The 25,808-nt window shown below is 59.2% G+C and carries 26 protein-coding genes and 1 pseudogene; 11 read left to right on the forward strand and 16 right to left on the reverse strand.

All coding sequences use genetic code 11. From position 1 onward, the window contains the following. Window positions 1–6: 6 nt before the first annotated feature. Entirely contained in the window at window positions 7–963 is a 957-nt protein-coding gene (locus JIN81_RS11800) for a hypothetical protein (RefSeq protein WP_200279582.1), read from the forward strand. 284 nt (window positions 964–1,247) lie between these two features. Here the strand turns inward: JIN81_RS11800 and JIN81_RS11805 are convergent, their stop codons facing one another. Continuing rightward, window positions 1,248–1,607 (reverse strand): nucleotide pyrophosphohydrolase, encoded by a 360-nt coding sequence (locus JIN81_RS11805; protein WP_200279585.1) that lies wholly within the window; start codon window positions 1,605–1,607, stop codon window positions 1,248–1,250. Window positions 1,608–1,778: 171 nt separating this feature from the next. Here JIN81_RS11805 and msrB point away from each other — a divergent pair. Further along, window positions 1,779–2,213 (forward strand): annotated as a pseudogene (msrB, locus tag JIN81_RS11810) (peptide-methionine (R)-S-oxide reductase MsrB); the annotation flags it as partial. A gap of 309 nt (window positions 2,214–2,522) precedes the next feature. Here the strand turns inward: msrB and JIN81_RS11815 are convergent. The 3 genes from JIN81_RS11815 to JIN81_RS11825 form a co-directional block, all read right to left on the reverse strand. Beyond that, window positions 2,523–3,341, reverse strand: a complete 819-nt coding sequence (locus JIN81_RS11815; protein ID WP_200279592.1) for a TIM barrel protein — start codon at window positions 3,339–3,341, stop codon at window positions 2,523–2,525. Window positions 3,342–3,413: 72 nt separating this feature from the next. After that, on the reverse strand, window positions 3,414–4,031 hold the full coding sequence (gene lexA, locus JIN81_RS11820; RefSeq protein WP_200279595.1) for a transcriptional repressor LexA: 618 nt from the start codon (window positions 4,029–4,031) through the stop codon (window positions 3,414–3,416). Between the two features lie 142 nt (window positions 4,032–4,173). Next, entirely contained in the window at window positions 4,174–5,184 is a 1,011-nt protein-coding gene (locus JIN81_RS11825; RefSeq protein WP_200279598.1) for an N-acetylmuramoyl-L-alanine amidase-like domain-containing protein, read from the reverse strand. A 110-nt stretch (window positions 5,185–5,294) separates the two neighbouring features. On the opposite strand from JIN81_RS11825, the gene JIN81_RS11830 reads away from it, so the two are divergent. The 3 genes from JIN81_RS11830 (at window position 5,295) to JIN81_RS11840 (ending at window position 8,441) form a co-directional block, all read left to right on the forward strand. Continuing rightward, window positions 5,295–5,708 (forward strand): DUF5069 domain-containing protein, encoded by a 414-nt coding sequence (locus tag JIN81_RS11830; RefSeq protein ID WP_200279601.1) that lies wholly within the window; start codon window positions 5,295–5,297, stop codon window positions 5,706–5,708. A 171-nt stretch (window positions 5,709–5,879) separates the two neighbouring features. After that, entirely contained in the window at window positions 5,880–6,659 is a 780-nt protein-coding gene (locus JIN81_RS11835; RefSeq protein WP_200279604.1) for a hypothetical protein, read from the forward strand. Window positions 6,660–6,809: 150 nt separating this feature from the next. After that, window positions 6,810–8,441 (forward strand): fumarate hydratase, encoded by a 1,632-nt coding sequence (locus tag JIN81_RS11840; RefSeq protein ID WP_200279608.1) that lies wholly within the window; start codon window positions 6,810–6,812, stop codon window positions 8,439–8,441. Between the two features lie 74 nt (window positions 8,442–8,515). On the opposite strand, the gene JIN81_RS11845 is transcribed toward JIN81_RS11840, so the two are convergent. From JIN81_RS11845 to JIN81_RS11875, 7 genes are all read right to left on the reverse strand, one after another. Next, window positions 8,516–9,820, reverse strand: a complete 1,305-nt coding sequence (locus JIN81_RS11845; RefSeq protein ID WP_200279611.1) for an ATP-dependent 6-phosphofructokinase — start codon at window positions 9,818–9,820, stop codon at window positions 8,516–8,518. Between the two features lie 145 nt (window positions 9,821–9,965). After that, on the reverse strand, window positions 9,966–10,667 hold the full coding sequence (locus JIN81_RS11850; protein WP_200279614.1) for a DUF502 domain-containing protein: 702 nt from the start codon (window positions 10,665–10,667) through the stop codon (window positions 9,966–9,968). A 69-nt stretch (window positions 10,668–10,736) separates the two neighbouring features. After that, window positions 10,737–13,256: an ATP-dependent Clp protease ATP-binding subunit gene (locus tag JIN81_RS11855; protein ID WP_200279617.1), complete on the reverse strand. Its 2,520-nt coding sequence runs from the start codon at window positions 13,254–13,256 to the stop codon at window positions 10,737–10,739. Continuing rightward, a complete protein-coding gene (locus tag JIN81_RS11860; protein WP_234044786.1) occupies window positions 13,253–14,356 on the reverse strand; it encodes a protein arginine kinase in 1,104 nt (367 codons plus the stop codon). The genes JIN81_RS11855 and JIN81_RS11860 overlap by 4 nt, the downstream gene beginning before the upstream one ends. Window positions 14,357–14,373: 17 nt before the next feature. Further along, window positions 14,374–14,901 (reverse strand): UvrB/UvrC motif-containing protein, encoded by a 528-nt coding sequence (locus tag JIN81_RS11865; protein ID WP_200279619.1) that lies wholly within the window; start codon window positions 14,899–14,901, stop codon window positions 14,374–14,376. A 65-nt stretch (window positions 14,902–14,966) separates the two neighbouring features. Further along, window positions 14,967–15,836 (reverse strand): branched-chain-amino-acid transaminase, encoded by an 870-nt coding sequence (gene ilvE / locus JIN81_RS11870; protein WP_200279622.1) that lies wholly within the window; start codon window positions 15,834–15,836, stop codon window positions 14,967–14,969. A gap of 60 nt (window positions 15,837–15,896) precedes the next feature. After that, window positions 15,897–16,532 carry a hypothetical protein gene (locus JIN81_RS11875; protein ID WP_200279625.1) on the reverse strand — a complete coding sequence of 212 codons (636 nt, stop codon included), beginning with the start codon at window positions 16,530–16,532 and terminating at the stop codon, window positions 15,897–15,899. Between the two features lie 9 nt (window positions 16,533–16,541). Here JIN81_RS11875 and JIN81_RS11880 point away from each other — a divergent pair, with 9 nt between their 5' ends. Further along, a complete protein-coding gene (locus tag JIN81_RS11880) occupies window positions 16,542–17,120 on the forward strand; it encodes a 5-formyltetrahydrofolate cyclo-ligase (RefSeq protein WP_200279628.1) in 579 nt (192 codons plus the stop codon). On the opposite strand, the gene JIN81_RS11885 is transcribed toward JIN81_RS11880, so the two are convergent. Beyond that, the gene (locus tag JIN81_RS11885) at window positions 17,117–17,488 is read right to left on the reverse strand and encodes an ApaG domain-containing protein (RefSeq protein WP_200279631.1); all 372 of its coding nucleotides are present in this window, start codon (window positions 17,486–17,488) and stop codon (window positions 17,117–17,119) included. The genes JIN81_RS11880 and JIN81_RS11885 overlap by 4 nt on opposite strands. An 84-nt stretch (window positions 17,489–17,572) precedes the next feature. Here JIN81_RS11885 and thiD point away from each other — a divergent pair, with 84 nt between their 5' ends. The 5 genes from thiD (at window position 17,573) to pheT (ending at window position 22,927) form a co-directional block, all read left to right on the forward strand. Next, complete coding sequence (gene thiD / locus JIN81_RS11890; RefSeq protein WP_200279633.1) at window positions 17,573–18,379, forward strand: bifunctional hydroxymethylpyrimidine kinase/phosphomethylpyrimidine kinase; 807 nt, start codon at window positions 17,573–17,575, stop codon at window positions 18,377–18,379. A gap of 62 nt (window positions 18,380–18,441) precedes the next feature. After that, window positions 18,442–18,651, forward strand: coding sequence for a 50S ribosomal protein L35 (gene rpmI, locus JIN81_RS11895; RefSeq protein ID WP_200279636.1), 210 nt, complete (start codon window positions 18,442–18,444; stop codon window positions 18,649–18,651). A 147-nt stretch (window positions 18,652–18,798) separates the two neighbouring features. Further along, a complete protein-coding gene (gene rplT / locus JIN81_RS11900) occupies window positions 18,799–19,179 on the forward strand; it encodes a 50S ribosomal protein L20 (protein WP_200279639.1) in 381 nt (126 codons plus the stop codon). Window positions 19,180–19,422: 243 nt separating this feature from the next. Further along, window positions 19,423–20,439 carry a phenylalanine--tRNA ligase subunit alpha gene (pheS, locus tag JIN81_RS11905; RefSeq protein WP_200279642.1) on the forward strand — a complete coding sequence of 339 codons (1,017 nt, stop codon included), beginning with the start codon at window positions 19,423–19,425 and terminating at the stop codon, window positions 20,437–20,439. Window positions 20,440–20,551: 112 nt separating this feature from the next. Next, window positions 20,552–22,927: a phenylalanine--tRNA ligase subunit beta gene (pheT, locus tag JIN81_RS11910; RefSeq protein WP_200279645.1), complete on the forward strand. Its 2,376-nt coding sequence runs from the start codon at window positions 20,552–20,554 to the stop codon at window positions 22,925–22,927. Between the two features lie 33 nt (window positions 22,928–22,960). Here pheT and JIN81_RS11915 read toward each other — a convergent pair whose 3' ends face one another. The 4 genes from JIN81_RS11915 to JIN81_RS11930 form a co-directional block, all read right to left on the reverse strand. Continuing rightward, on the reverse strand, window positions 22,961–23,194 hold the full coding sequence (locus JIN81_RS11915; RefSeq protein ID WP_200279648.1) for a hypothetical protein: 234 nt from the start codon (window positions 23,192–23,194) through the stop codon (window positions 22,961–22,963). A 69-nt stretch (window positions 23,195–23,263) separates the two neighbouring features. Then, window positions 23,264–23,527 carry a 30S ribosomal protein S20 gene (rpsT, locus tag JIN81_RS11920; RefSeq protein ID WP_200279651.1) on the reverse strand — a complete coding sequence of 88 codons (264 nt, stop codon included), beginning with the start codon at window positions 23,525–23,527 and terminating at the stop codon, window positions 23,264–23,266. Window positions 23,528–23,668: 141 nt separating this feature from the next. Then, a complete protein-coding gene (locus tag JIN81_RS11925; RefSeq protein WP_200279654.1) occupies window positions 23,669–24,286 on the reverse strand; it encodes a L,D-transpeptidase in 618 nt (205 codons plus the stop codon). A gap of 2 nt (window positions 24,287–24,288) precedes the next feature. Then, entirely contained in the window at window positions 24,289–25,755 is a 1,467-nt protein-coding gene (locus JIN81_RS11930) for a cellulose synthase family protein (RefSeq protein WP_325100880.1), read from the reverse strand. Window positions 25,756–25,808: the final 53 nt, after the last annotated feature.

Consider the following 25,808-nt stretch of genomic DNA (forward strand, 5'->3'; position numbering starts at 1 on the left):
TCTGAAATGCGACTGCTTCTCCTTCTCGTGCTACACCTGAATCTGTCGGTCGCTCGCGCCGACCCCCAGCGCGCATCCAGCGGAAATCAGCCGGTTTTGATCGAAGACGAAGCAGGACGCCGCACATGGCACACCTCCCGGCTCTCAATTCAATCCACCGCGAACCTGAGCCCGAGGGACTTGAACCGACTTGTCACCGTGGCCGAGGCCACCGTTCGCGCCGTGGCTGCCCATCCGCTCCCCTTGTTCAAGCCTCCCTCGGATGAGCGCCTGCGGATCATCATCCTCCACGACGATGCCAGCTACGTCGCCGAAGGCGGCCGTGTCGGGTCGGCCGGGATGTATCTTTGGCGTCAGCAATGTGTCATTCTCCATGCCCAGCACCTGTTCCGATCCCTGCCCGCCAGCCGACTCCGCGCCGAAGCTGACGAGAGTCTCGTCGTCCACGAACTGGTCCACCTCTGCATGCACAGCGCTCCCCCGAACCTTCCACAGTGGCTGAAGGAGGGAATCTGCGAGTACTTTGCGGCAGCCCATCAAGGGGCTGGGAAATTTCGTTTCGACCAGCCCGAGCAGTCGATTCGTCGCCATCTGCGCAAGCGCTTTGATCCCGCTGACCCGGAAATCCCCGTTGCCCCGATCCACGAGATCGCCGGCCTTGATGCCAGGCAGTGGTCCGCTTATCTCGATCGCCTCCCCTTGGATGAACGCCTGCCTCCCTACGCCACCGCGCTTCTTCTGACCCACTATTACCTCCACGGAAGCAAGGAGCGGCAAGACCTCATCCGCCGTGCCCTCGAAACCCCAACCAAGGAGGCCCGCGAACCCGTCGACCTCCATCTCCGAGGAGAAAATTCAAAAATTCTCGAGCAACTCGGGAACTACTGGCGTCCCAAAGGCCTCCAACTCAAGACTTCATCGTCTCTGCCCGCCACTCCGGCCGAAGAATCTCCGAACCGATAAGGCCGGAATGGGTCCAGAAACCAAAGTTTTTGGGGGTAAAAACTATCACTATTCCAAAAAAGTTCATGTAACCTTAAGAAAAGGCTTTCCAAATTGATATTTCCAGATACACCTATTCCCGTGCTTCGGCACCGGTCCATTGGCGCACCCTGCGTAAATTGACCTGCCTGAATTCCGGGGGGATTTCAGACAGGTTTGGCAGAAACCGCCAAGAAGGACTCAGAAAGGACGCGAGTTGAGAATCCGGGGGGAATCCGACTCGCGTCTTTCTACGTACCCCTGCCTCAGGAATTCCCGAGTTCGTTGTACTTCAGGTTGTTCCCCTTGGACTTGTGAACCGGATACCGTTCCTCATTCCTCTCGATCTTTGCACGCATGATCTGCCCCAAGTCGAAGCCGAGGGTATCCGCCATTTCGAACAGGAGAATGCCAACGTCGGCAATCTCGGAGGCGATCTCATCCCGGCGCTCTTCTGCCCGACGCTCGACCTGTTCGGGTTGCTGCCAGACAAAATGCTGCAGCAACTCCCCTGCCTCCGCGGCAATGGCCACCGCCATGTCCTTTGGATTGTGATACGGTGCCCACTCCCGCGCTGCAGAGAACTCCCGAATCTGCTGGGTCAGCCGCTGAATTGAATCTTCCATGTCCCGACCTCGCAGCTTCAAGCTGCTGGACCAAGCAATTTCCGCGGGAATCAGGCTCGCCCTTGCGCCTCCTACCCAGCGCACTACCTTCCGACCATGAAATTTCCCTTACTTAGTCTGCTGAGCCTGTCCCTTGCGGCTTGCGCCGAGACCAAACCCAGTAGCCCCATCATGGAGACCTCCGACACCGCCCCCGCCCAACCCAGCGAGAAAATTGCCAAGACCGACGCCGAATGGCGTGCGGAACTAACACCCGAACAGTACCACATCCTCAGGGAGGCCGGGACGGAGCGTGCGAATGGCAAGGTTTACAAGGAGTTCAAGGAGCAGGGCGCCGGCACCTACTACTGCGGTGGCTGCGATGCTGAACTCTTCTCATCGAAAGAGAAGTTCGACTCCGGTTGCGGATGGCCATCGTTCTACGATCCGGCCAACGCGAAGAACGTGAAGACATCGACTGACTACAAGATCGGCTATGCACGCACCGAGGTTCTCTGCGCGGTCTGCGATGGCCATCTAGGCCATGTGTTCACGGGAGAGGGCTTCGACACTCCGACCGACAAGAGATACTGCATCAATGGGATTGCCCTCAAGTTCGTCCCCGCCGGGAACAAGGCGCCCGATCAGGCAAAGCCGGCTGATCCCTCAAATCCCGCGACGAAAGGCGCGGTGGACGGACAACAGGGTGACCCAAACAAGGAATAGTTCAGCCCACTTTATCCTTTTACTTTCCGAAACTTGCGCTTTCCTTCCCGCTGAGTTGCGTCTTAAAGCAGCTCAATTTTCCACATGTGTCGGGTTTCAAACCCAACTTGGTTTCCGGGGGGAGGCTTTGTTGGGATTCCTGACTGTTGGGACAATCGAAAGGTGCGGGTTGTGAATCCGGGGGGATCCAACCCGCGCCTTTCAACCGATTCATTGGCTGCCTGAGGCATGGTCCACCTTCCAGAGGCGCTCGGCAGCTCGGCGGGGCTCCGCCCCTTCCGGTAGGCACTCGGCACCGAGCGGCAGCCGGTAACCAATCTCACGGACCTTGCGGAACACCTCGGAGTAGTTGACCTCCCCGGTTCCCGGTTCGTGACGACCTGGCGAATCCGCAAACTGCACGTAGCCAATCCACTCCTTTCCCTTCTCAAGGTTGTCGATCAGGTTGCCCTCGTAACGCTGCATGTGGAAGAGATCCCAATTCAGTTTGACGTGAGTGGACCCAACGGCTTCACAGATCGCGATGCCATCCGCGCTTCCATAAAGGCAGTGGCCCGGATGATTGTAGGGGTTCATCGGCTCGACGATCGCCGTGCATCCGTGGGTCTCCAGCACCGGAACAGCCGCCCGAAGCTTTTCAATGACCGATCCGTGCATCTGCCCTTTCGAAAGCCCCTTGATGTCATCCCCTGCCACGACGCAGAAGCGATCACAACCCGGCAAAATGGGAGCAGCTTTGCACGCGGCCTCAATCTCCGCGACAAAGTCACTGACTGGAAAATCCGGATCGTTGATCTCCTGACCAAATCCCCACGCAGTGAACTGGGTCGCCGTCATGCCGTGACGGCGCAACGCTTCCGCACCAGCCGCCAAATCCTTGTCCCGCCAGGTCCAAAGCTCAATCGCCGGGAATCCCAGTTCCGCGGCCTGCTCGATACGCTCGACAAATGAGCCCTCGAACCACATCTCGATGTTGACCGCGATGGCGGTGTGCGGAGTCCTGCCTGGTAGATCGCCTTGTTCGCTCACGCGGGAACCCAAGCACCCGGCCCGCAGGATTGCACGCAGGAACAGGACCGAGTCACCCTCGCTCCGCCGATGTCACGCCGCGGCGTTCCGCAGCAATCCGACCAGCACCCCCTGAATGACCAGCTCGCGAGCCGGAATGAGATCGGGATAATCCGGATTCTCCGCTTGAAGGTAGGGCCGACGATTTTTGACGACGTAGCGCTTCAAAGTGGTCTCACCATCGATCAAGGCCGCCACGATATCCCCCTTTCTCGGCTCCCGGAATTCGAGGATGACGGTATCGCCATCACAGATGTGGGCATCGACCATGGAGTCCCCCCTCACCTTGAGGGCGAAGGTCCGGGCGCTTGGACGGATCCCGAGGCTCGCCACATCGATCGAAATGCATCCTTCCTGCTCTGGCGCCGCATCCTGCGACATGCCCGCCGCAATGCTGCCGTAAATCGGGATGTCGACAATGGCCTCCCGGTCCAACTCTTCGGGAAACACCACGGCACGAGCTTTGTTTGGCAGACGCTGGATCGCCCCCTTCTTCTCCAAAGCGCGAAGATGACTCATCGCCGCGGTCTGACTGGCGAAACCGAAGTAATGCTGGATCTCACGAGTCGAGGGCATCACTCCCGTCACTCGCTGGGCTTCTTTCAGGTAGGAGAGGATCTCTGCTTGTCGATCGGTGAGCTTTTCAGACATGATTCCTTGAACAGTGTTCGTAAGAACAAAGCAAGGAACAAGGGACAGCTCAAGCCATAAATTCTCCGCGGAACTGCCTACTCCAAACTTGAGTCACCCCTCCGATGATTGCGAGGCAGCAGAGCACCCCAAAAAGAAACACTCAGCGTCCCACGACCTCCCGGCTCCACATGGGCGAGCGCGGCAGATCCTTCGGACGGCAGACCACGATCCCGGCCCGCTTGGACGAGTCATTCAAGTAGTCGGTGATGGGGCGGTCGACGATGGTCATCCTCCCCTTGTCGCGCTCCGAAGTCGCATGAGTGAAGTAGGCCCGCCCCTTCAATTTGACGATCAACCCGACATGAGAGGTATAGCCGTATTTCCACGTCGAGGTAATTGCCACCACATCGCCATCCTGAAGGTAGGACTCCACGCTGCGAACCTTGGACTTCGGCACATGCCACACCGGCAGCTTCGATACCCGCGCCTCGACTTTGCCCATCTCGGGGATCAAGGACTTGTTGTTGCGGAGGTAACGGTAGCTCTTCCACGCTTCCGTCATGTAGCGAACCTCACGCCGCAACCTCACCGCACCCGGTAGGCCCGGCGTCACGTTGGTGGCCAATCCACGCTTCTGGTTGTCATAAAACACCTCCTCGAGGTGATGCATCCGGCTCAGGTAACTCCCGGTGCACTTGCCACCACGATAGCGCTCGATCTCGATCATGTGCAGCATGTCCTCGGGACGGTAGGGACCCGGCTTGTAATGAAGCATCCTCGCAAACGCCAAGGCGTTCTCGTAAAAGGTCCAGCAGTCCATGCCACCGAAGTTGACCACGGGATTCTCGATATGATCATCCACCTCGAGCGTGTAGTTCACATACGGCGTCCCGACCATCGCCCGGGCGACACGCACCGTCCTCTGGTTAAGGGGAAGTGAACGCCAGTTTTCCCGCTCTGCCTTCGCGACCAAAGCTTGGAATTTTGACTCTCCCTTGAACACCGTCGACAACGGGAGCCGCACCGGGCTCGGAGGTGTCACCGAGTGCATGGCGGCCGAAGTCGAGACGGGAATCGACTCGGTCGCCGCTCCTTGATTCCCCGCACCGCCACATCCAGCAAGCAGCCCCACCGACCCCAGCAACACCCCGATCCGTCGCGTACGATTCATAACGCATACCCTACAGGATTCCGCGGTGAAGGAAAGCTCACGAATGTGAAACAATCACCACGCCGGGAATCCTGATTGCATCGCCCCGGCACGTCGTCACCATCCTACCCATGACCCTTCCATGCAGCCCCAGGAATGAAATCGACGGCATCGTCTACCTCCCGCGACTCTGTGACAAGATCCGCCTCCATACTGCGGGGCAACTTGATCCGGATTACCACGCCAACCTTGGACGTGGCATGGACCTCTGGACGTGCCAATTCCTTGGAGTCGACTACGAAGCTCTCGCAGAGGTCGTCAGATCCGGAGCCTCGGACGCTGAAGCGCTCGATTGGGCGAGGGAGAATGGCACCCAACGCCCGGAGCATGAGGCCACCTGGTGGAAATGCTACATGCTCACCCGGGGCTTCCGCGACGATCTGGCAGAACGATTGATAGCGCGGAAGCAGGAATCCGGCATGGAGGATCGGACCGAAATTCAGACCTTCATGGACTACATCGACGCCGACGAAGGGCGCTTGTAGGAGACTCCGCCCTGAGCCTCAGATTAGCAGGATTCGGCCCGACCGCGGATTCCCACCCGAGGCGGCCCCCAGCAAATGCTTGCTAACTCCCTCATTCTCCTCTAGAAACCCCCGGTCGGGAGTTGCAATCTTCATTGGATCCAGCTCCCTGACGCTGCACCCCCACCCACCATGAAGATCCCTCACTTGACGACCTGCTTGGCTGTTGGCCTCGCCTGCAGTGCTTTCGGGCAGACGTTTACGCTGGACGACACCGGTCCGGATTACGATCCCGGGACCTACCGCGCCGTCAATGACTACGTCGTCGGCAACGTATCCTTCAACAACTTCACCGGTCCAACTAACCCCTACGCCGTCAACCCAGTCGGCATGAAGCAGACCCGCGTGACGCTGGGTGGAGGCCTCGATGTGGACGTTTGGGATGTTTGCGCACAGATCTTTGTGGGACCAACCGGCAGCTCCACCTACACCGTGACCAACGGATTGGGAGCATCCGGCCTCTCGGCCACCCAGCAGAACCAACTCGGAGCGCTCTATTCCAATGCTCTCCCGCTTTTCCTGACAGCCCGGGCATCCCTCTCCTACGACGAAGCCTCTTCCTTTGCCGCTGCGATTCAGATGTCGGTTTGGGAAATTGCTGAGGAAATTTTCCCGAGCTTGTCATTGGACGAGACGGACGTTGCGGTTCTCAACAGCTTCTCCATCGACGTCGCTGGTTCCGATACCGATGCGTTCACAACCGAGGCCATCGACCTCGCGATTGAATGGGTTGGCCTCATTGAAAGTGGCGACTGGGAGAATTCCGGAGGTATCAGCTTCTTCTATGTCGATGGCGGAACCGAGCAGGATCGCATTTGGGCCACCGTTGGCGCCACAACCATCCCCGAGCCATCAGTGGCAATTCTAGGGATCCTCGGAGGCTTGCTTCTCGTTGGAAGACGACGCCGCTGAGCACCTGGAATATTTTCTCTACCGCCCGACGAGCTCCGGCTCGTCGGGCTTTTTTGTTTTCAGAATCCAGGTCCTTGGCCAATTCACCCAACTGATCGCCATTTCCTCTCATCGTCTGGACCTAATCATGCCACCCGATACAGTGGAGTCATGTCCGACAAGCCGTTCCACTACCAAGATCCCTTCCCCCTTGGCCCCGACACCACCGAGTATCAGAAGATCAGCTCGGATCACGTCTCCCTCTCCGAATTTGAGGGCCAGAACATTCTAAATGTCGCCCCGGAGGCCCTGACCTTGCTCGCGAATGAGGCCTTCAAAGCGATCAACTTCACCCTCAGGCCTTCTCATCTCAAACAAGTCGCAGCCATTCTCGACGATCCGGATGCAACCGAGAACGACCGGATGGTTGCCCTCATGCTTCTGAAGAACGCGGAGATCGCGGCCAAGGGAATCCTACCCAACTGTCAGGACACCGGCACCGCCACCGTGATCGGCAAGAAGGGTCAACAGGTTTGGACCACCGGCAACGATGCCGAAGCCCTCTCGGAAGGCATTCACAAGACCTACACCGAGGAGAACCTCCGCTACTCCCAAACCGCCCCCCTCAGCATGTATGAGGAGGTCAACACTCGAACAAACCTCCCGGCCCAGATCGACCTCTACGCCGATCAAGGGGACGCCTACAAATTTCTCTTTGTCAGCAAGGGCGGCGGATCGGCGAACAAGACCTTCCTCTATCAGGAAACCAAGGCCCTGCTGAATCCCAAGCGCCTGATGGAGTTCTGTGAGGAGAAGATGCGCTCGCTTGGCACGTCAGGCTGCCCTCCCTACCATCTCGCCTTCGTGATCGGGGGCACTTCCGCGGAAACCTGCCTGAAAACCGTCAAGATGGCCTCCACCCGTTACTACGACGCACTCCCCACCGAAGGCAACGAGCACGGTCAGGCTTTCCGTGATCTGGAACTGGAGAAGCAACTCCTACAAGTTGCGCATCAGATCGGTATCGGCGCCCAGTTCGGAGGAAAATACTTCGCCCTCGATGTCCGGGTCATCCGCCTTCCACGCCACGGGGCTTCCTGCCCGGTCGGCATCGGCGTCTCCTGCTCCGCGGACCGCCAGGCCAAGGCGAAGATCACCAAGGACGGCATCTTCCTCGAAAAGCTCGAGAAGAACCCCGGACAGTACATCCCCGACAAGTTCCACGATTGGAAATTCAAAGGCGTCGAGGTGAATCTGGACGAAGGCATGGAAAAGACCCTCGCCACCTTGAGCAAATACCCGGTGACCACCGCACTTTCACTCAATGGAACGATCATTGTGGCTCGTGATATCGCCCACGCGAAGATCCGCGAAATCCTCGAGGAGACCGGTGAACTTCCGGACTACATCAAGGATTACCCCATCTACTACGCCGGACCCGCCAAGACGCCGAAAGGCTATGCCTCGGGCTCCTTCGGGCCAACCACAGCTGGGCGCATGGACCCTTATGTCGACCTCTTCCAGTCCCACGGGGGCTCGATGGTCATGCTAGCCAAAGGGAACCGGTCCCAGCAGGTCACGGATGCCTGTGCCAAGCATGGTGGCTTCTACCTCGGTTCCGCGGGTGGTCCGGCAGCCCTTCTTGCGAAAGAGCACATCAAGTCACAGGAGGTGGTCGAGTTCCCGGAACTGGGCATGGAGGCCGTGTGGAAAATCACCGTGGAAAACTTCCCGGCCTTCATCCTCGTGGATGACAAGGGGAACGACTTTTTCCGCAACCTGAGCCAGTGCCCCATCTGCTGAGGGCGGCACCAGCATGACCTTCGTCAGCTTGGCCGACGACTCCCAGCCCCGGCTCACCACCGGGGCTTTTTGGTTCACCAGCGGGGCTGCCTGGTCACCTGGAGCACCCCACGCCACAGGTCTCCTCCAACATCCAGTGTCTTCGTCCGGCTGACCACGGCGGGAATCGGCACGTTGATGTAGTGGCCGTGCTCCATCCCGATCATCACTCCCGTCTTCCCTGCCATTCCCGCATGCACCGCATGGCGGCCCATCTGGTCACACACGAACCGATCAAACCCGTTTGCAGGGACACTGCGGATGAAGTAGCTCGGATCGAGATACTTCAAGGTCATCTCAAATTCACGTTCGGCAAAGTGAGCCTTGATCCGGTCCCGCAGGTAGGTGCCGATGTCTTCGTGCTGGAGGTTTCCTGAAGCATCTCTCTCACCGGCCTTTCCTTCGAACAGATGCTGCCCGGCTCCTTCTGCGACCACGACGACCGCATGCCCCCGTCGACGAACCCGATCTTCAAGGGACTCAAGGAAGCCCCCCTTCCCTTCGAGGGGAAACGGGATTTCCGGTACGAGGGTGAAATTGACCTCCTGACTCACGACCGATGCCCCGGCGGCAATGAAGCCCGCATGGCGGCCCATCAGCTTCACCAATCCGATCCCGTTCACCGCGTCCCGGGCTTCGACGTGGGCGGCTTGAATCACCTCATGCGCCTTGTCCAAGGCGGTTGCGAAGCCGAACGATTGGTGAACGAAGGAGATGTCATTATCGATCGTCTTGGGAATCCCCACGATGGCCACCTTCGCCTCCCTCCGCTGCAATTCCTTGTGCAAATCGTGTGCTCCCCTCTGGGTTCCATCACCGCCCAGGCAGAACAGGATATCGATGGCCTGAGCTTCGATGAAGTCAGCCATCACCCGAGGGTCCTGCGGCCCCCGTGAGCTACCCAAGGCAGTGCCACCCAACTTGTCGATCGGTTCCACCAACTCCCTGTTGAGCAGGATCGGACGCTTCCCCACGGCGGGGTTCAAACCACGATAGCCGTTCCGGATCCCCAGGACCTTGGGCACACCATAGTTCTCCGAGAGTTCGTAGAATACCGAACGAATCACATTGTTCAGCCCCGGTGACAACCCGCCGCAGGTCACGATTGCCGCGGTGGTTGCCCTCGGATCGAAGAAGAGCCTTTCACGAGGACCGGCCTCCTCCAGTGTTAGAGGAGTTTGGACAGCACGTCCTCCCCCCTCGGTGATATCGAGCCTCACCCGCTCGGACTCCGAGACAAAGTGCCTTCCGCCGTGACGTTTGGCCGATTCAAAACACAATGGAGAGGGATGAACCGGGTCCCCCAGTCCCGAAACAAGCAGGTCCTTCTGTTCGATCATTGTTCTGTGATTTGTGGGTGGTCAGACCCGCCACCAAACAGCGGGCTGCTGCACGACCCCATCCAATCCCATCGCCCCATCCCCTTCACCGCATATCATCCGGAATCCCGTGCTTCGATTCCGGCAGGCAGGCAAGGCAGGTATCTCAGCTTTTTGCTGCCACTTCTTCCGCGGAGAGTGGTGAAACCAAACCGGCTGAGAGGATCAACTTGCTGGCCTCCTCCATGCCCAAATCGCTCTTCATCACCCGCTCGTCCTCCACGATCACCACAAAGCCCGTGAGTGGATTCGGAGCTGTCGGAAGAAAGATCGCCGTCACATCCTTGCCGGATTGCGGATCACGAAAATTGCCGGTGATGAAGCCCAACAAACGGCATCCCGGGCTTGGATACTCCACGAACGCCACTCCCTTGAACTTCCTCTCCGACCCGAGTTGGCGCAGCGCGTCCACGAGTTGTTTGATCGATGAATAGACGAATCCCAACAGAGGAAGCTTCGCGATCTGCGCCTCGAACCACCCCAACAGACGACGACCCGGACGATTGGTCACCGCCAACCCGACGGAGAACAGAATGAGCACCGGTAGCAGAGCGAGAACCAGATTCGATCCAGGAAACTCGAACGACCATAGCAAGTCGGGATCCGCCCGTTCCGGGTCCAATCCACGTTGCCGGTTCAGGAAGTCGAACAAGCCATCGATCATCCCGTCCCCGAGATTGCGAAGAATCCGGTAGATGCTCACCAGCAACCAGAATGTGGCAAGCACCGGGATCACGGATACCACCCCGGCGAGCAAGGCACGGGCCGCTCTGCCCAGTCCGGAGTGTTTGTGTTGGTCGACTGACATCGCGCGCGAAAAGAAAACCGCGCCTCACCGGAATGGCAAGGCGCGGTCTGTTAAAAACTCGTGGATCGCTCAGACCTTGGCTTCATCAGGCTCGGCGAGGGAGTCGACATGCTCGAAGGTGAGCTCTTCGGAATCCTCCGCACGAACGACCCGCACCGAGTCGCCGGCCTTCACGTCGCCGCGAAGGAGAGCTTCGGCCAAGGGATCTTCGAGGAACCTTTCCACAGCGCGGCGCATCGGCCGCGCCCCGTAGCTTGGATCGTATCCCTTCTCGACAAGCAGGTCGCGCGCCGACGGGTCGAGGACCATGGTGATCTCCTTCTCGAGCAGGCGGGCCACAAGCTTGTTCACCTCGAGGTCCACGATCTTGTCCAGATCCTTCTTCTCGAGCATATGGAAGACCACCAGTTCATCGAGACGGTTCAGGAACTCCGGACGGTAGTGCTTCTTCGACTCCTCCAGGATCTTCTCCTTCATGCCCTCGAAATCCGCTTCGTCCTCGGACATCGCTCCGAATCCGAGCGACGTCTGACGCTTGACGGTGGAGGCACCGACATTCGACGTCATGATGATGATGGTATTGCGGAAATCGATCTTGCGGCCCAGAGAGTCGGTCACCATGCCCTCCTCCAGAATCTGGAGCAGCAGGTTCATCACGTCCGGGTGAGCCTTTTCGATCTCGTCGAACAGGACCACGGAATAGGGTCGACGACGGACAGCTTCGGACAGCTGCCCACCTTCTTCGTGACCGACGTATCCCGGAGGCGAACCGATCAACCGGCTCGACGTGAACTTCTCCATGTACTCCGACATGTCGATCTGGATGAGCGACTCCGGATCGCCGAACATGAATTCGGCGAGGTTGCGGGCCAGATAGGTTTTGCCGACTCCGGTTGGTCCGAGGAAAAGGAAGGAACCGATCGGACGACGGGGGTCCTTGAGGTCCGCGCGCGAACGACGCAGGGCCTTGGAAATCGCGACGACCGCCTCGTCCTGCCCGATCACCTGCCCCTTCAGCTTGTCCTCCATCTTCAGAAGCTTCTCGGCTTCCTTCTGCTCCATGCGCTGGAGCGGCACACCGGTCCACTTCGAGACCACCGCCATGATTTCGTCTTCGCCGACATCCACCACGGTTTCCTCAGACGAGGCACGCCAGTTTTCCAAAGTCGTCTCCAACTCCTTCTTGGCATTCTTCTCCTGATCCCGGAGCGACGCGGCCTTCTCAAAGTCCTGCTCGCCGATCGCGGCGATCTTGTCGCGATTGATCTCCTCGATGCTCTCTTCAAGCTCCTTGATCACCGGGGGGCGGGTCATCTGACCGATGCGGGCACGGGCGCCTGCTTCATCAAGCACATCGATGGCCTTGTCCGGAAGGTAGCGACCCGTCAGGTACCGGGACGTCAAACGGACCGAAGCCTCAATGGCATCCTCGGAATACTTCGCTTTATGGTGAGTCTCGTACTTGTCTTGGAGACCCTTCATGATCTCGATCGCATCATCGATGGACGGTTCCTCGACCTTCACCTGTTGGAAGCGACGTTCAAGGGCGGCGTCTTTCTCGATGTACTTGCGATATTCGTTGAGGGTCGTTGCACCCACCACCTGCAATTCCGAACGCGAGAGCGCCGGCTTAATGATGTTGGAAGCATCCATCGCACCCTCGGCGGACCCGGCACCCACGATCGTGTGGAGCTCGTCGATGAATAGAATGACGTTCTTCACCTTCTTGATCTCATCCATCACCGCCTTGATCCGTTCCTCGAACTGACCGCGGTATTTGGTGCCGGCGACCATGAGCGCGAGGTCCAGCGTGATCACCTTCCGATCGCGGAGCAATTCAGGCACGTTGCCGGCGGCGATCTCCTGAGCGAGTCCTTCAACAATGGCCGTCTTGCCAACCCCTGCCTCACCAATGAGGACCGGGTTATTCTTCGTCCGGCGACAAAGGATCTGGATCACGCGTTCGATTTCCGACTCCCGGCCAATGACGGGGTCGAGTTCACCTTCACCGGCCAACTTCGTCAGATCACGACCGAAAGCACGCAGCGCGGGCGTCTTGGTTTTCCCCTCCGCACCTCCGCCTTCAGGGTCAGCACCCTCGTCCTCGAAGACGTCCAAATCATCATCGTCGTCGTCTTCGTTCTCCGGATTGAAATTCGGGTCGATCTCAGCAAGGATTTCGTTCCGCGTGCGCTGGATATCCACTTCCATGCGACGCAAGACCCTGGCAGCCACGCCTTCACCTTCGCGGAGCAATCCGAGCAGGATGTGCTCGGTTCCCACGTAGCTGTGATTCAGCGCCTTGGCTTCCTTGTTGGCCAAGGCCAGCACCTTTTTCACACGTGGAGTGTAGGGAATGCTGCCGGAGACCTTCTGTCCGTTTCCGGTTCCGACTTCCTTCTCCACTTCCATGCGGACGGTTTCGAGGTCCAAGCCCATGCGTTCGAGGACGTTCACCGCCACGCCTTGGCCGAGTTTGATCAGCCCGAGCAATAGGTGCTCCGTGCCAACGTAGCTGTGGTTGAAGCGGTCCGCTTCCTTGCGGGCCAGCGCCAGAACTTGCTGTGCTCTTGGTGTGAAATTATTCATGAAATTCCGAGGTCGGGGGTGTCATCACCCTCTTGGTTTTCTTCTATAGAACTGATATCAGGGGCTTCCAGGGTTTGCAACCGGGAGCGGACAATTTCCGCGCGAATCGTGTCCCGTTCCTCCGGTCCGAGTTTGGCGCCGTTGTGCATCTGCAGGTGGGCCGGCTGGATCTCCATCAGTAGCGTATCGCATGCCGACACGATCTCTTCGGCGAAGAATCCGAGATCGCCGCCCAAACGAAGGAGCGACAGGTGGGTCAGGGCCTCTTTGGAGGGAATGATCCATGCGTGTTTGAGCAGACCATAAGCCCGCCCGATCTTATCGCAAACCATGTCGGGGTCGTCCTCGAGCAACTTTTCACGAGCATCGCGCTCATGCTTCGCCACCTGGGAAATCACTCGCTCGAGTCTCTCAAGAATCGTCTGCTCGCTCTCACCGAGGGTCGACTGATTCGAAATCTGGAACAGGTTACCGAGGGACTCCGAACCTTCCCCGAAAATCCCACGAACCGCCAGACCGATCTTGTTCACCGCCTGGAGAACCTGGCCGATCTGGTCACTCAGGACCAAAGCCGGCAGGTGAAGCATTGCAGAGGCCCTCATTCCGGTTCCCAGATTCGTCGGGCAGGTCGTCAGGTAGCCCAACTCAGGATCGAAGGCATACTCCACCCGATCCGCGACTTCGTCATCGACTGCCGAGAGCGTTTCATACGCGGTTCGGAGATCGAGGCCCGGGCGGATCGATTGCATCCGCAGGTGATCCTCCTCGTTGAGCATGATGCCCACCGACTGCCTCCGCTCGATGACGGCAGCACTGCCCTCACCGCGGGCAGCGTGCTCACGGCTAATCAAATGGCGCTCCACCATCACCTGTTTTTGCAGGGAAGTCAGTGAATCGAGTTCCTTGGAAAATCCCTTTTTCATCACCGACAACCCTTCGACGGCAGGCAGCAAGATCTCCAAGGCATCGCGGCGTTGCTGCTTCTTGGCCCATCCGGGGAAAGGCAGTTCCGCAAGGTTCCGCGCCAGACGGATGCGGGAGGTCAGCACGATCGCGTTGTCCACCCCCTTGCCGACCATCCAGTCAGCGGGGTGTTTCATCAGGGTCGTGAAACGCATCATGACTTGCCCTCCATGCCTGAAATTTCGCCTTCCAAGCCCAGGATCTCATCGCGCAGGGCAGCGGCATCCTCGTAGTTCTCCGAGCCGATTGCGCTCTCGAGTTTCTCTCGCAGTTCCTCAAGCCGCATTTTCCGCTGCTGCATCTCCATCAAGCCATCCGGGACCTTCCCTGAGTGGACGGTCCCCTTGTGCATGCCGCGCAGCATCTGCGAAACCTCGGAGCGGAATGCCTTGTAACAATCTCCGCAGCCGAATCGCCGAACCCTTTTCAGATCGTTCAGAGTGAATCCACAGGTCGGACACGCCGGGCCAGCCACCACCGGATTGCTCACCACCGGAGCCTTCCCCTTGCCCGCCGATGGAGACGTGGGCCCCAGTAGCATATCGGCCAGCGCGAACCCGGTCGGGTCCGTCACACCGCTTTCTCCAGCGCACTCATTACACAGCGCAATCTTCTTCACCTGACCTCCCACCAACTGGGTGAGGTGAACCTTCGCTGGCTTTCCACATTTGTCGCAATCCATGCCCGCCCCAAGCTAGGAGAGGAGGATCGAAATGCGAAACGAAAACTCGGCCAGATTGAGAAATCTTAATCCAGTGGCGTACCGCTCTTCAGCGTGAGGGCGTGGAAGGCCTCGATCAGCTTCAAAGTCACTGGGCCCGGTTCGCCCGACCCCACGGTCCGACCGTCCAGACTGGCGACCGGAATCACTTCCGCGGCGGACCCCGTCAGGAAGCACTCGTCACAGGTGAAAATGTCGTAACGGGTCACCGATTTCTCGACGCACTCGATGCCGTTCTCCGCCGCCAACTCGATGATCACCTGCCGCGTGATGCCGTCCAGCGCCCCATCGGACACAGGCGGCGTGATCACCACCCCACCCTTGACGATGAACAAGTTGTCCCCCGTGCACTCCGCCACGTAGCCCTGTTCGTTGAGCATCACCCCTTCCAGGGCACCTGCCTGAATGGCTTCCACTTTGGCCATCACGTTGTTCAGGTAGTTCAGTGACTTCACCTGGGGCATCAGGGCGGCAGGCGCTGGCCTGCGGGTCGCACAGGTGGCGAGAGCCATGCCCTTCTTGTAATTCTCCTCCGGATACAGGGTGATGGTCGAAGCGATGATGAACATGCTCGGCGTCTCGCAAAGCATCGGATTGAGCCCGAGGGTGCCCGTCCCACGAGTCACCACGAGCCGGACGTAGCCATTGTCCAAGCCATTCGCCCGGATGGTCTCGAGCGTGGCGTCGATGACCTCCTGCTCGGACCACGGCATCTTCAGCAGAATCGCCTTGGCGGAGTCGTAGAGCCGCTTGATGTGCTCCTCCAAGCGGAAGACCCGGCGCTCATAGAATCGAATGCCTTCAAAGACACCGTCACCATACAACAAACCATGATCGAACACGGAAATCTTCGCGTTCGCTTCATCCACAAGTTCCCCGTCGAGCCAGATCTTCATCGAATTTGGCGCGCAGCCTAATGCCCAAAACCCCGCTGGCAAGCGCGTCCTGCGCCCTCGCTAGGGAAGCTCATCCGCCACGGCGGGTTCATCCGCATCGTCGGGCCGCACCTGACCCAACGGCGACTTCACGTCCGTCAGCAATTTCCAGTCGACCCGCCCATGATCGAGGCGCTGGATCTCACTGGCGTAAACCGCATCCTCATTCTTCGGATCCAGCTCGGCGGCCAGCTCGACGAAAATGCGCGCCAACTGCTGATCTTCCACTCCTCCCTGCTGCCGCAGCAGCTGCGAACGGGTGAACAGCAAACGGGCCAGAACCTCTTCCGAATAGTCGCTCTCCACCGGCTCGGGCACCATGCCACGGTTCAGCTGATAGTTGGCGACGAGGGCCCGGCGGTTTCGCGCAGACAAGTGCAGGGAGAGCGCCAACAAGCGGCGTGCCTTCTCCAGTGAAGCCGCTGACGCTTTGGCCTTGGACACCTCGTTAATCGCGTGAACCGCCAGATTGGTCGCGTATTCCTCACGTTCCCGATCCAGCATGCCCAATGCATCCGAGAAGGCACCGGCACCCACTCTGGGCTCCTTCCAGAGAAACGGCTTCTTGGATTCATCGGCGGCACCAAGCGTCATCAGGCCGAGCCACAAAATCACCCCTTGTCCGAAACGAGTCACTGCCAGTATGTTCCAACCCATTTGAAACCCATGCAAGCGGCAAGTCAGCCACCTCCCGACAAGTCCGAGTGGCGCCAGCAATTCCGCAAACAGCTGCGGGCCCAACCCAATCCGGAAGAAGCATCGGCTGCCATTCGGCTCCACCTGACCCATCGCTTGGAAGTCAGCGAACCGCTCCGCATCGCGACATTCTCCGCCCTCCGCGGCGAGGCCGACCTGTCCCCCTTGATCTACGAACTCCCCCGCCACGACTGGCTGTTTCCCCGCGTCCGCGGCAACGACCTCACTTTCCACCGCATCAGCACGACCTCAGAACTCCAACCCGGAGCGATGGGCATCCTCGAACCAGACGGACGACTTCCCGTAGAAGACTCGCAGAGCATCGATCTCATACTCTGCCCCGGTCTCGGATTCGGCAGAGACGGCTCGCGCCTCGGTCGGGGCCGTGGGTTTTACGACCGCACCCTCTCCGCCTGCCGGGCAAACGCCACCATCATCGGGATCGCCCTGCCTCATCAGCTCGTCGACGCCGTGCCAACGGAAGCCCACGACTGCTTCATGGACCAACTCGCCACCGTCGATGGGCTGACTCCCTGCCCACCCCGCTAGACCCAGTCCGGGACGCAGAGCTGAAACTCGGGGATGCGCACAAAAACCCATTCCCCATCTGCAGTTTGGCCGAAGAAGGCTCCTTCCACCGAAGCATCCTCCGCCGTGACATGATAACTGTTGTAGGAAAAATCCTGTCCGGGCGCCAGATCAGGGGTCTGACCAACCACCCCGTCGCCCTCCACGACCACCTGCTCGTCGCCCTCTTTGACGATCCACTTCCGACCGAGGATCCTCACCTGTTCCTGTGACCCATTGACGATCGAAATGAAGTAAACGAAAGGATGCGGCTTGTCGGCAGGCGCATCGAGCGATGGCATGTAAACCACGTCGTCGACCTTCACCTTCAGTCCTTTCAACTCGCGCATGAACCCCCATCTCACGATCTGAAGCGCTCCTTGCCAAACCCCAATTTCACTGTTTCTCGTCTCCTTACCCTCTTAGTTTCAATCATGCACTCAGCTCCCATCGCCTTGACCATCGCCGGATCCGACTGCTCTGCGGGCGCCGGCCTGCAAGCCGACCTCAAGACATTCCAACACTTCGGCGTCTATGGACTGACCGTCGCCACCTGCGTGGTCGCGGAAACCCCGGCAGAAGTCCGCTCAATTCACCCCGTCCCCCCGAACATCATCGCCGATCAGCTTGCCATCCTGCTGGAAAGCTACCCGATCGGCGCCATCAAGACCGGGATGCTTCACTCCGCCGAGATCATCGAGCTCGTCGCCACCGCCCTGGCTCGTCACCCGTCCATTCCGCTCGTGCTTGATCCCGTCATGATCGCTTCCACCGGCGATTCGCTCGCGGAAGCCGACACCAAAGGTGCCTACTTGGATCACCTCGTCCAGCGGGCCACCCTGATCACGCCCAACCTCGACGAAGCCGAAGCCATCAGCGGTGCACGCATCACCAATGAGTCCGAGCAGGCTTTGGTGGCCCGACAACTGAACGATGAACTCGGGACTGCCATTCTTTTAAAGGGCGGACACTTGGCTGGCCCTGACTGTCTGGATCTCTTGATGGACGACGGAATCCGCACCGATTTCCGCTCCCCGAGGATCGACACCCCCGCCAGCCACGGTACCGGCTGCACGCTGTCCTCCGCAATCACCGCGGGACTTGCCCACGGGCACTCCATGATCGAGGCCGTCTCGGATGCGAAAGTCTTTCTGAATCAGTCACTTTCCCATGGCCTCAAGCTCGGAGACCTGCATGCCCTGAATCAGGCGACCCACTTTCCGGACTCCACGACGGAATAATATCCCTCAACAACATACTTTTGCCTTGCCATGCGGGGGCCGGTCACTAGTTTCGCCGCCCCATGGCTAGGACCTCAGGAAAAGCAAAGACCCGGAAGGCTGTCGCCAAACGTTTCAAGGTGACAGGCACAGGGAAGGTCCTGCGTCGGAAACAAGGCAAACGACACTTGCTTCAAAACAAGAACCGTAAGCGCAAGCGTAACCTCGGTAAGGTGACGCTCGTTTCAGATGCTGACATCAAGAATGTGAAGGAAAACCTTCCTTTTGCCTAACCAGGAAACATAGCGGCACATCCGCGCCCCCCATCCGCAACACGGATGGCCTCCATCGCAGCCTGATCCCGCAAGGGATACCCACCAGACGAGCGAGACTGCGGGAGGAAGAACGAAACCAACGGCCCGTCTGACCCAAGAAAGAAAATGCCACGCGCAACCAATAGCCCGGCCTCACGTGCCCGCCGCAAGCGGGTCCTTCTGCGTGCGAAAGGCTTCCGCGGATTCCGCTCGAAGCTCTACCGCTACGCCAAGGACGCCGTCCGCAAGGCACATGAGTACGAATACCGTGACCGCAAGAAGCGGAAGGGACAGTTCCGTCGCCTCTGGATCCAGCGTATCAGCGCTGCGACCCGGGCCGAAGACCTTACCTACTCCCGCTTCATCGAAGGCCTCAATGCCGCAGGCATTGAAGTCGACCGCAAAGTCCTCGCCGACCTTGCAGTGCATGATGCCGAAGCCTTTTCGGCCATCGTTGCTCAAGCGAAAGCCGGTCTCGAAAAGAAGAAGAGCGAAGCAGCTGCCTAAGCTGACCACGCGATTCCCTCTCAAACGCCGCCCGGTCTTGTACCGCGCGGCGTTTTTCTATTTCCGCTGAAGTGGGTGTAGCGCTCACCGCCAAGGAAACTCCACATCCAGCATGGCCTCGCCTCGGCCAGCGTGAGCCCCGGATGAACGCCGGTCCCACTCGGCCATCCGATTCCCCCCTCCACCCTCCTATCCATTGACCTCCGTCACCCGACCCGCTATCCCCTGCCCCGCTTTCCGCCGATGAAGGACCAGATTCAATCCACCCAAACCGAGGCCCTCGCCCAAATCGAGGCGATCTCGGACTTTCGCAGCCTCGAAGACGCCCGCGTGGGCATTCTGGGCAAACAGGGCAGCCTGACCAAGCTCTCCGCCGGCATGCGCGATGTCGCCAAGGAGGACAAGGCTGAGATCGGCCAACTGCTCAATGCCGCCCGGCAAACCATCACCGCATCCCTCGACGCAAAGAAGGAGGCCCTGCAGAGTGAAGCCGATGCCAAGGCGCTCGAAGGCATCGATCTGACGCTCCCTGGCCGCTCGGTCCACCACGGATCACTGCACCCCTTGACCATCATCCGCCATGAGGCCATCGGCATTCTGCGCCGTATGGGATTCGCTCTGGCCGACGGACCGGAAATCGAGGATGAGTTCCATTGCTTCGATGCCCTGAACACCCCGGAAGACCATCCGGCGAGAAACGAGAAGGACACCTTCTATTTTGACTCGGGCAAACTGCTCCGCACCCACACCTCGAGTGTGCAGATCCGAACGATGGAAGGCGGGAAGCCGCCGGTCCGGATCATCGCTCCTGGCTCCGCCTACCGGCGCGACGAGATCGATGCGACCCACCTGTCGGTCTTCAATCAACTCGAAGGACTCTACGTCGATGCCGATGTTTCCTTGGGTGACCTTAAGGGCACACTTGAATACTTCCTCCAAGAGATGTTCGGATCGGAGACCGAAGTCAGGTTCCGCCCCCACTTCTTCCCCTTCACCGAGCCGAGCTTCGAGATCGACGTCAAGCTCCACGCCAAGGGCCAGGCCCCCAAATGGATCGAAGTCGCAGGCTGCGGCATGGTGGACCCCGACGTGTTCGATAGCGTCAATGGCAACCGCAAGGACGAAGCCTACTCGCCTGCGGGAGTGACCGGCTTCGCCTTCGGCATGGGCCTGGATCGCCTCGCCATGATCCGGTGGGGCATCAAGGACATCCGCCTGCTCATCGAAAACGATACCCGCTTCCTCAAGCAATTCGCCTGAACCCATTCTGATCCCAAGAGGTGCTGCAGTTGCCGAGAAGCCACTCTTTGATTCTCCGTCTCGGCGCTTCTTGCGCACCCCTCCGTGGTAGAACCCACATCCCCTTTTCCCAATGAACGTCTCACTCAACTGGCTCTCCACCCACGTGGACCTCAAAGGCAAGTCGCCTGAAGAACTCGATGCCCTTCTCACCTTCGCCGGCGTGGAAGTCGAAGATATCAAGCTCAGCGGCGTGCCATCTGACAAGATCGTCGTCGCTCAGATCAAGGAAGCGGTTCAGCATCCCGACGCTGACAAGCTCAAGGTAACCCAGGTCGACGCAGGCGAAGGCCAACTCCGCCAGATCGTCTGTGGAGCGAAGAACTACAAGGTTGGAGACAAGGTTCCCTGCTGCCTTCCGGGAGCCGACCTCGGTGGCTTCGTCATCGGAGAAACCAAGATGCGCGGTGTGGAATCCAAGGGCATGCTCGCCGCAGCCTCCGAGATCGGCCTGACCGATGAGGAAGACGGATTGATGATCCTGCCCGAAGACTTCGAGATCGGGAAACCGGTCAAGGAACTCTTCGATCACGATGTGCTCCTCGAAGTCGAGGTCACTCCGAACCGGCCCGACCTTCTCAGCCACTACGGGATGGCCCGGGAAATGGCTACGCTTCTGGAAGCACCACTCGCTGAACTGGACATCCCCTCACGCGAGGCGATTTCAACCGCTGGAGTCCGCATCGAAGCGGACGAGGTCTGCCCTTTTTACACCGCGGTGCGCATCTCAGGCGTGTCGGTGAAGCCCAGCCCCGCATGGCTCAAGCAGCGCCTCGAGGCGATCGGACTGCGCCCAATCAACAACATCGTCGACATCACCAACTTCGTGCTCCACGAACTCGGCCAACCTCTTCACGCCTTCGATGCGAGCAAGGTCTCGGGCGATCTGGTCATCCGGACTGCCAAGGAAGGCGAAGTCTTCAAGGCTCTCGATGAAGAGAGCTACACCCTCGAAACCGAAGACTGCGTGATTTCCGACGAGTCCGGAACCGCTCTCGCCCTCGGTGGCGTCATGGGCGGGCTGGACAGCGGAGTGTCGGAGGGCACCACCGATGTCATCCTTGAGTCCGCCTATTTCACCCCATCACGAATCCGCCGGACCTCGCGCCGGACCGCACTGATGTCGGACTCATCTTACCGCTTCGAGCGCGGGGTGGATCCTGCAGGAGTCGCCAAGGCATCGGCCCTCGCCGTGAAACTGATCACCGAGCTGGCCGGGGGAACGGCCGAAGCCGAAACCATCAGCGTCGGCGCAGCGCCCGAACTCACTCAGCCGGTCACCCTCGACCTCGGCCGACTCGATCAGCTCACCGGGGGCTCGATTTCTCACGACGAGGCTGCCGCGATCCTCACCCGGCTGGGACTGAATCTGAACGACTCCGGCCAATGGGACGTGCCGTCTTTCCGCGCTGACCTCCAACGCCACATCGACTTGGTCGAGGAGATTGTCCGGGTCAAAGGACTCGACGCGATCCCGTCGCGCCTGCGCGGCACCTTCGTCCCAGCGTCGTCCGTCGATCACGACTACGACGCCGACATGCGGTTGCGCGAGCGGCTCGCCGGCCTCGGTTTCCATGAATGTCAGACGATCAAACTGATTTCGGACGAGCAGGTCGCCGATGCGCTGCCGCTCAAGCCGCTGCGTGAGGGCGACACCATCCGCGTGAGCCTTCCACTCAGCGAAGACCATGCCGTCCTGCGTCCCAGCCTGACTCCCGGCCTGATCGCCTCCGCGGAAAGAAACATCCGCCAAGGTGCCAGCAGCCTGCGCTTGTTCGAAATGGGCCGCTTCTTCCGCAACGCGGGAGGCGGCAAGGCCAAGGATCTCGAAGCCGAGAGCCTGGCCATTCTGATCGCCGGAGAACGCCAGCCCGGCAATTGGGATACCGCCACCCAGCATGTCGACCTCTACGACCTGAAGGCCATCGTCCAAGCAATGCTCCCAGGACATGCCATCCAGCTCAACCCACGGGAACGCGAAGGGTTTGCACTGGGCGCCGACATCCAGGCAGCCGGTCAGAACCTCGGATCCTTCGCCATGCTCACCCCGGCCAGACAGCGCCAGATCGACGCCTCCGGCCCGGTCTTCATCGCTGATCTCGACTTGGGCAAACTCAGGAAGCTCTCTGCCGTGACCCACGAGATCCAGGACCTTCCACAATTCCCGGGTTCCACCCGCGACGTTGCCATCGAAGCCCCGGAATCGTTGGCCAACGCCGACATCGAGAAGGCACTTGGGAAGATCAAGGAACCTCTCTTGGCAGGCTTCGAGTGTTTCGATCTGTTCAGCGACCCGACCGGCGAAAAGCTGTCGGCTGATCGCAAATCGATCGCCTACCGAATGACCTATCGTTCGGCAGAGAAGACCCTGAAGACCAAGCAGGTGGACCAAGCCCATCAGGGCATTCTGGACCAACTGGCCAAGAGTCTGCCGATCAGCTTCCGCTGAATGACGGGCCTCGCCCCCGCGATCTGGGCGGGCTTAGCTCAGGTCTTCGCTGGTCACCGAAGTCTGTTCCCGGGAGCCCAGCAACTCCGCTTGCTCCACCACCCGGGAGGGAGCTCCATCGAAACGGAAGCTGTGGCAGTTCGGGCAGATGACCACGCCGGAGCCGACGATTGAGTCGCAGCCTTCGCACACCTTGTAGCCGCCTGGATTGGATGCAATCTCGGCGGCTTTCTTCCGGCGCGGTGAATGATCAGGAGACTTGGACATGATTGGACAAAAAAGAAGCGGCACCGAAAATCGGGGCCGCTCCAGAAAAAAATTGCGGATCCCGCAGATTCAGCCAACCGAGGCAACCACTTTCGCAGCCTTGCTCTTCAGGTTCGCAGCCTTGTTCTTGTGGATCAGGCCCTTCTTGGCCGCCTTGTCGACTGCCGAGGAATACTTCGACAGGCTTTCCGCAGCCGCTTTGGCATCACCTGCCTCCACCGATCCGAGGGTCTCCTTGCGAAGCTTCTTGATGGTGGTCTTGCGCTGGCGATTACGCTCGGTACGAGTCTTCGTCTGACGAACGCGCTTGAGGGCTGACTTGTGGTTGGCCATAGGTAGAAAAGTAAATCAATGGACGCCAATTTCGGCGCGGGGCGGGAATTTAGGGATTGGAGCCCTCCTGTCAAGCTTGTCTCGCAGGATTTCCGTCGCAATTTCGGTGATCCAGCGGCCGGGAAGCTCGAGCGAGCTCAATTACTGCATGCTGAGGAAAACATCAGCACCCTTGCGCTGGGCATAGGCCTGTCCTTCGGCGGTATTCAGCAGCGAACCTCGCATCACACGAACCTCCGCTCCCTCTCCCACCCGGTTGTACAGGTCGATCACGTCTTTCATCCCCATCCGGATGCAGCCGTAAGACGCCGGGTAGCCAAGGCGCCACTCCTCGGGCGTTCCGTGGATGTAGATGAGGCGACCAAAGGTGTTCCGGTTGTGATAATCCTTCCCACGCAGCCACATGATGCGGCTGACGATTGGGTCGCGCCCGGGTGCATTCGGCTTGAGAACCTCACCTGTCGGCCTCCGGGTCTTGAAGACCATGCCCTTCGGCTGCCCTCTCCCGATCTTCTTGGCGACCTCCATGCGACCCAGCGGAGTGCGATTGCTCCCAGGCTGCGAGCCAAGACCGAACTTCGAGGTTGAGACCTTGTAGGCCTTGACCGGCTTGCCGTCACGGACGAGCAGCATTCGCTGATCGCGAACACTGACCAGCATCTTGTTCCGTGTGTCCTTCCCTCCTCCGCAGGAACTGAGGGTCAGTGCACCTGAGGTGAGGACGGCGAGAGCAATGAGGGAGCGCAGAAAACGTGACATCTTCAGAGTTCTTTCGAAGTCACCTCTGACTCCTTCGAAGATCCCCCTGAAGGCATCATCCGAGCCAGAGACGATAAGGATGTATAAAAGAATCCAACGGGAAATGGAAGCAGAAGAATTGCGGAAGACCAACGGCCATCAATCGCGGCTTCGACGACCACGAAGAGGAAGAAGAAGCCGAAGAGGAGCTCGACGACCGGAGTCAGGGTCTTCATCGCCTTGTAGCTGCTCTTCTTCCAGTCCTGCTTTTTCGCCTCTTTCTGGCCAATGCCGTATTTCGGCGTGCGGACGAAGCCGGACTGATGGTTGAAGATCGCTTCGATCACAGCCTTGGCGTTGTTGATCGACATCCCGATGCCCAAAGCGAGCAGCAGTGGGAGATAAGGGACTTCACGCCACCATTTCTCCGGCCTCAGGGCTTTCTGCGCGGTCAGGTAGAAAAAGATCACCGACACCGACGCGAAGAAGAAGATCGGCACATTGATGAGGTAGTAGGTCATCCCGCCGAATTGGGAGCCGTGCTGATTCGGATAAATCAGGAAGCACAGGCAGATCAGCATCAGATAGGCGAAATTCGAAGTCAGGTGGGCCGTTGCCTCGAGCTTGACGACCAGCGGCACCTTGGCGCGCCAGATCGTGGGTAGGACCTTCTTGCAGACTTGGATCGAACCCTTGGTCCAGCGGTGCTGCTGACTCTTGAAACCATCCATGTCGACAGGCAACTCCGCGGGAGTCTCGACCTCTTTGAGGAAAATGAAACGCCATCCCTTGAGCTGGGCACGGTAGGACAAATCCATGTCCTCGGTGAGGGTGTCATGCTCCCAACCACCGGCGTCCGCGATGCATGACTTGCGCCAGATGCCGGCGGTACCGTTGAAGGTGAAGAAGCGTCCGCTTCGGTTCCGTGCCGTCTGCTCCAACTCGAGGTGACCGTCGAGGAACATCGCTTGGATGCGGGTCAGAACATTGAAGGTCCGATTGAGGTGCCCCCAACGCGTCTGGATCATCCCGATCTTCTCGTCGGTAAAATAATGGATCGTCTTCTGCAGCACATCCGGATTCGGAACGAAGTCTGCATCCAGAATAAAAAGATACTCACCCTTGGCGAATTCGGTGCCGTTCTCCAGGGCTCCGGCCTTGAAACCCGTGCGGTCCGTTCGGTGGATGAGCTCGGCATCAAACCCTTGGGCTTTCAGCCTTTCGACACCTGCCCGGCAGATCTCCGTCGTTTCATCGGTGGAGTCATCGAGCATCTGGATCTGCATCTTGTCCTGCGGATAGTCGATCTTGGCGACCGCATCGAGCAGCCGGTCCACCACATGGAGTTCATTGAAAACCGGCAACTGGATGGTCACCAGAGGGAGTTCTTCAAACTCCTTCAAGGGCTCGGGGCGACGTTTCGCATGGCGAAGATACAGGTAAACAATGGTCAGCCGGTGCGCTCCATAGCCCGAGAGGCCAAGAAGCACGAGAATGTAAGAAGCATACCAAAGGGGTGACGACCAAAGATCCATAACAATAA

It is taken from the genome of Haloferula rosea (genome assembly GCF_016595525.1).
GTDB lineage: Bacteria > Verrucomicrobiota > Verrucomicrobiia > Verrucomicrobiales > Akkermansiaceae > Haloferula > Haloferula rosea.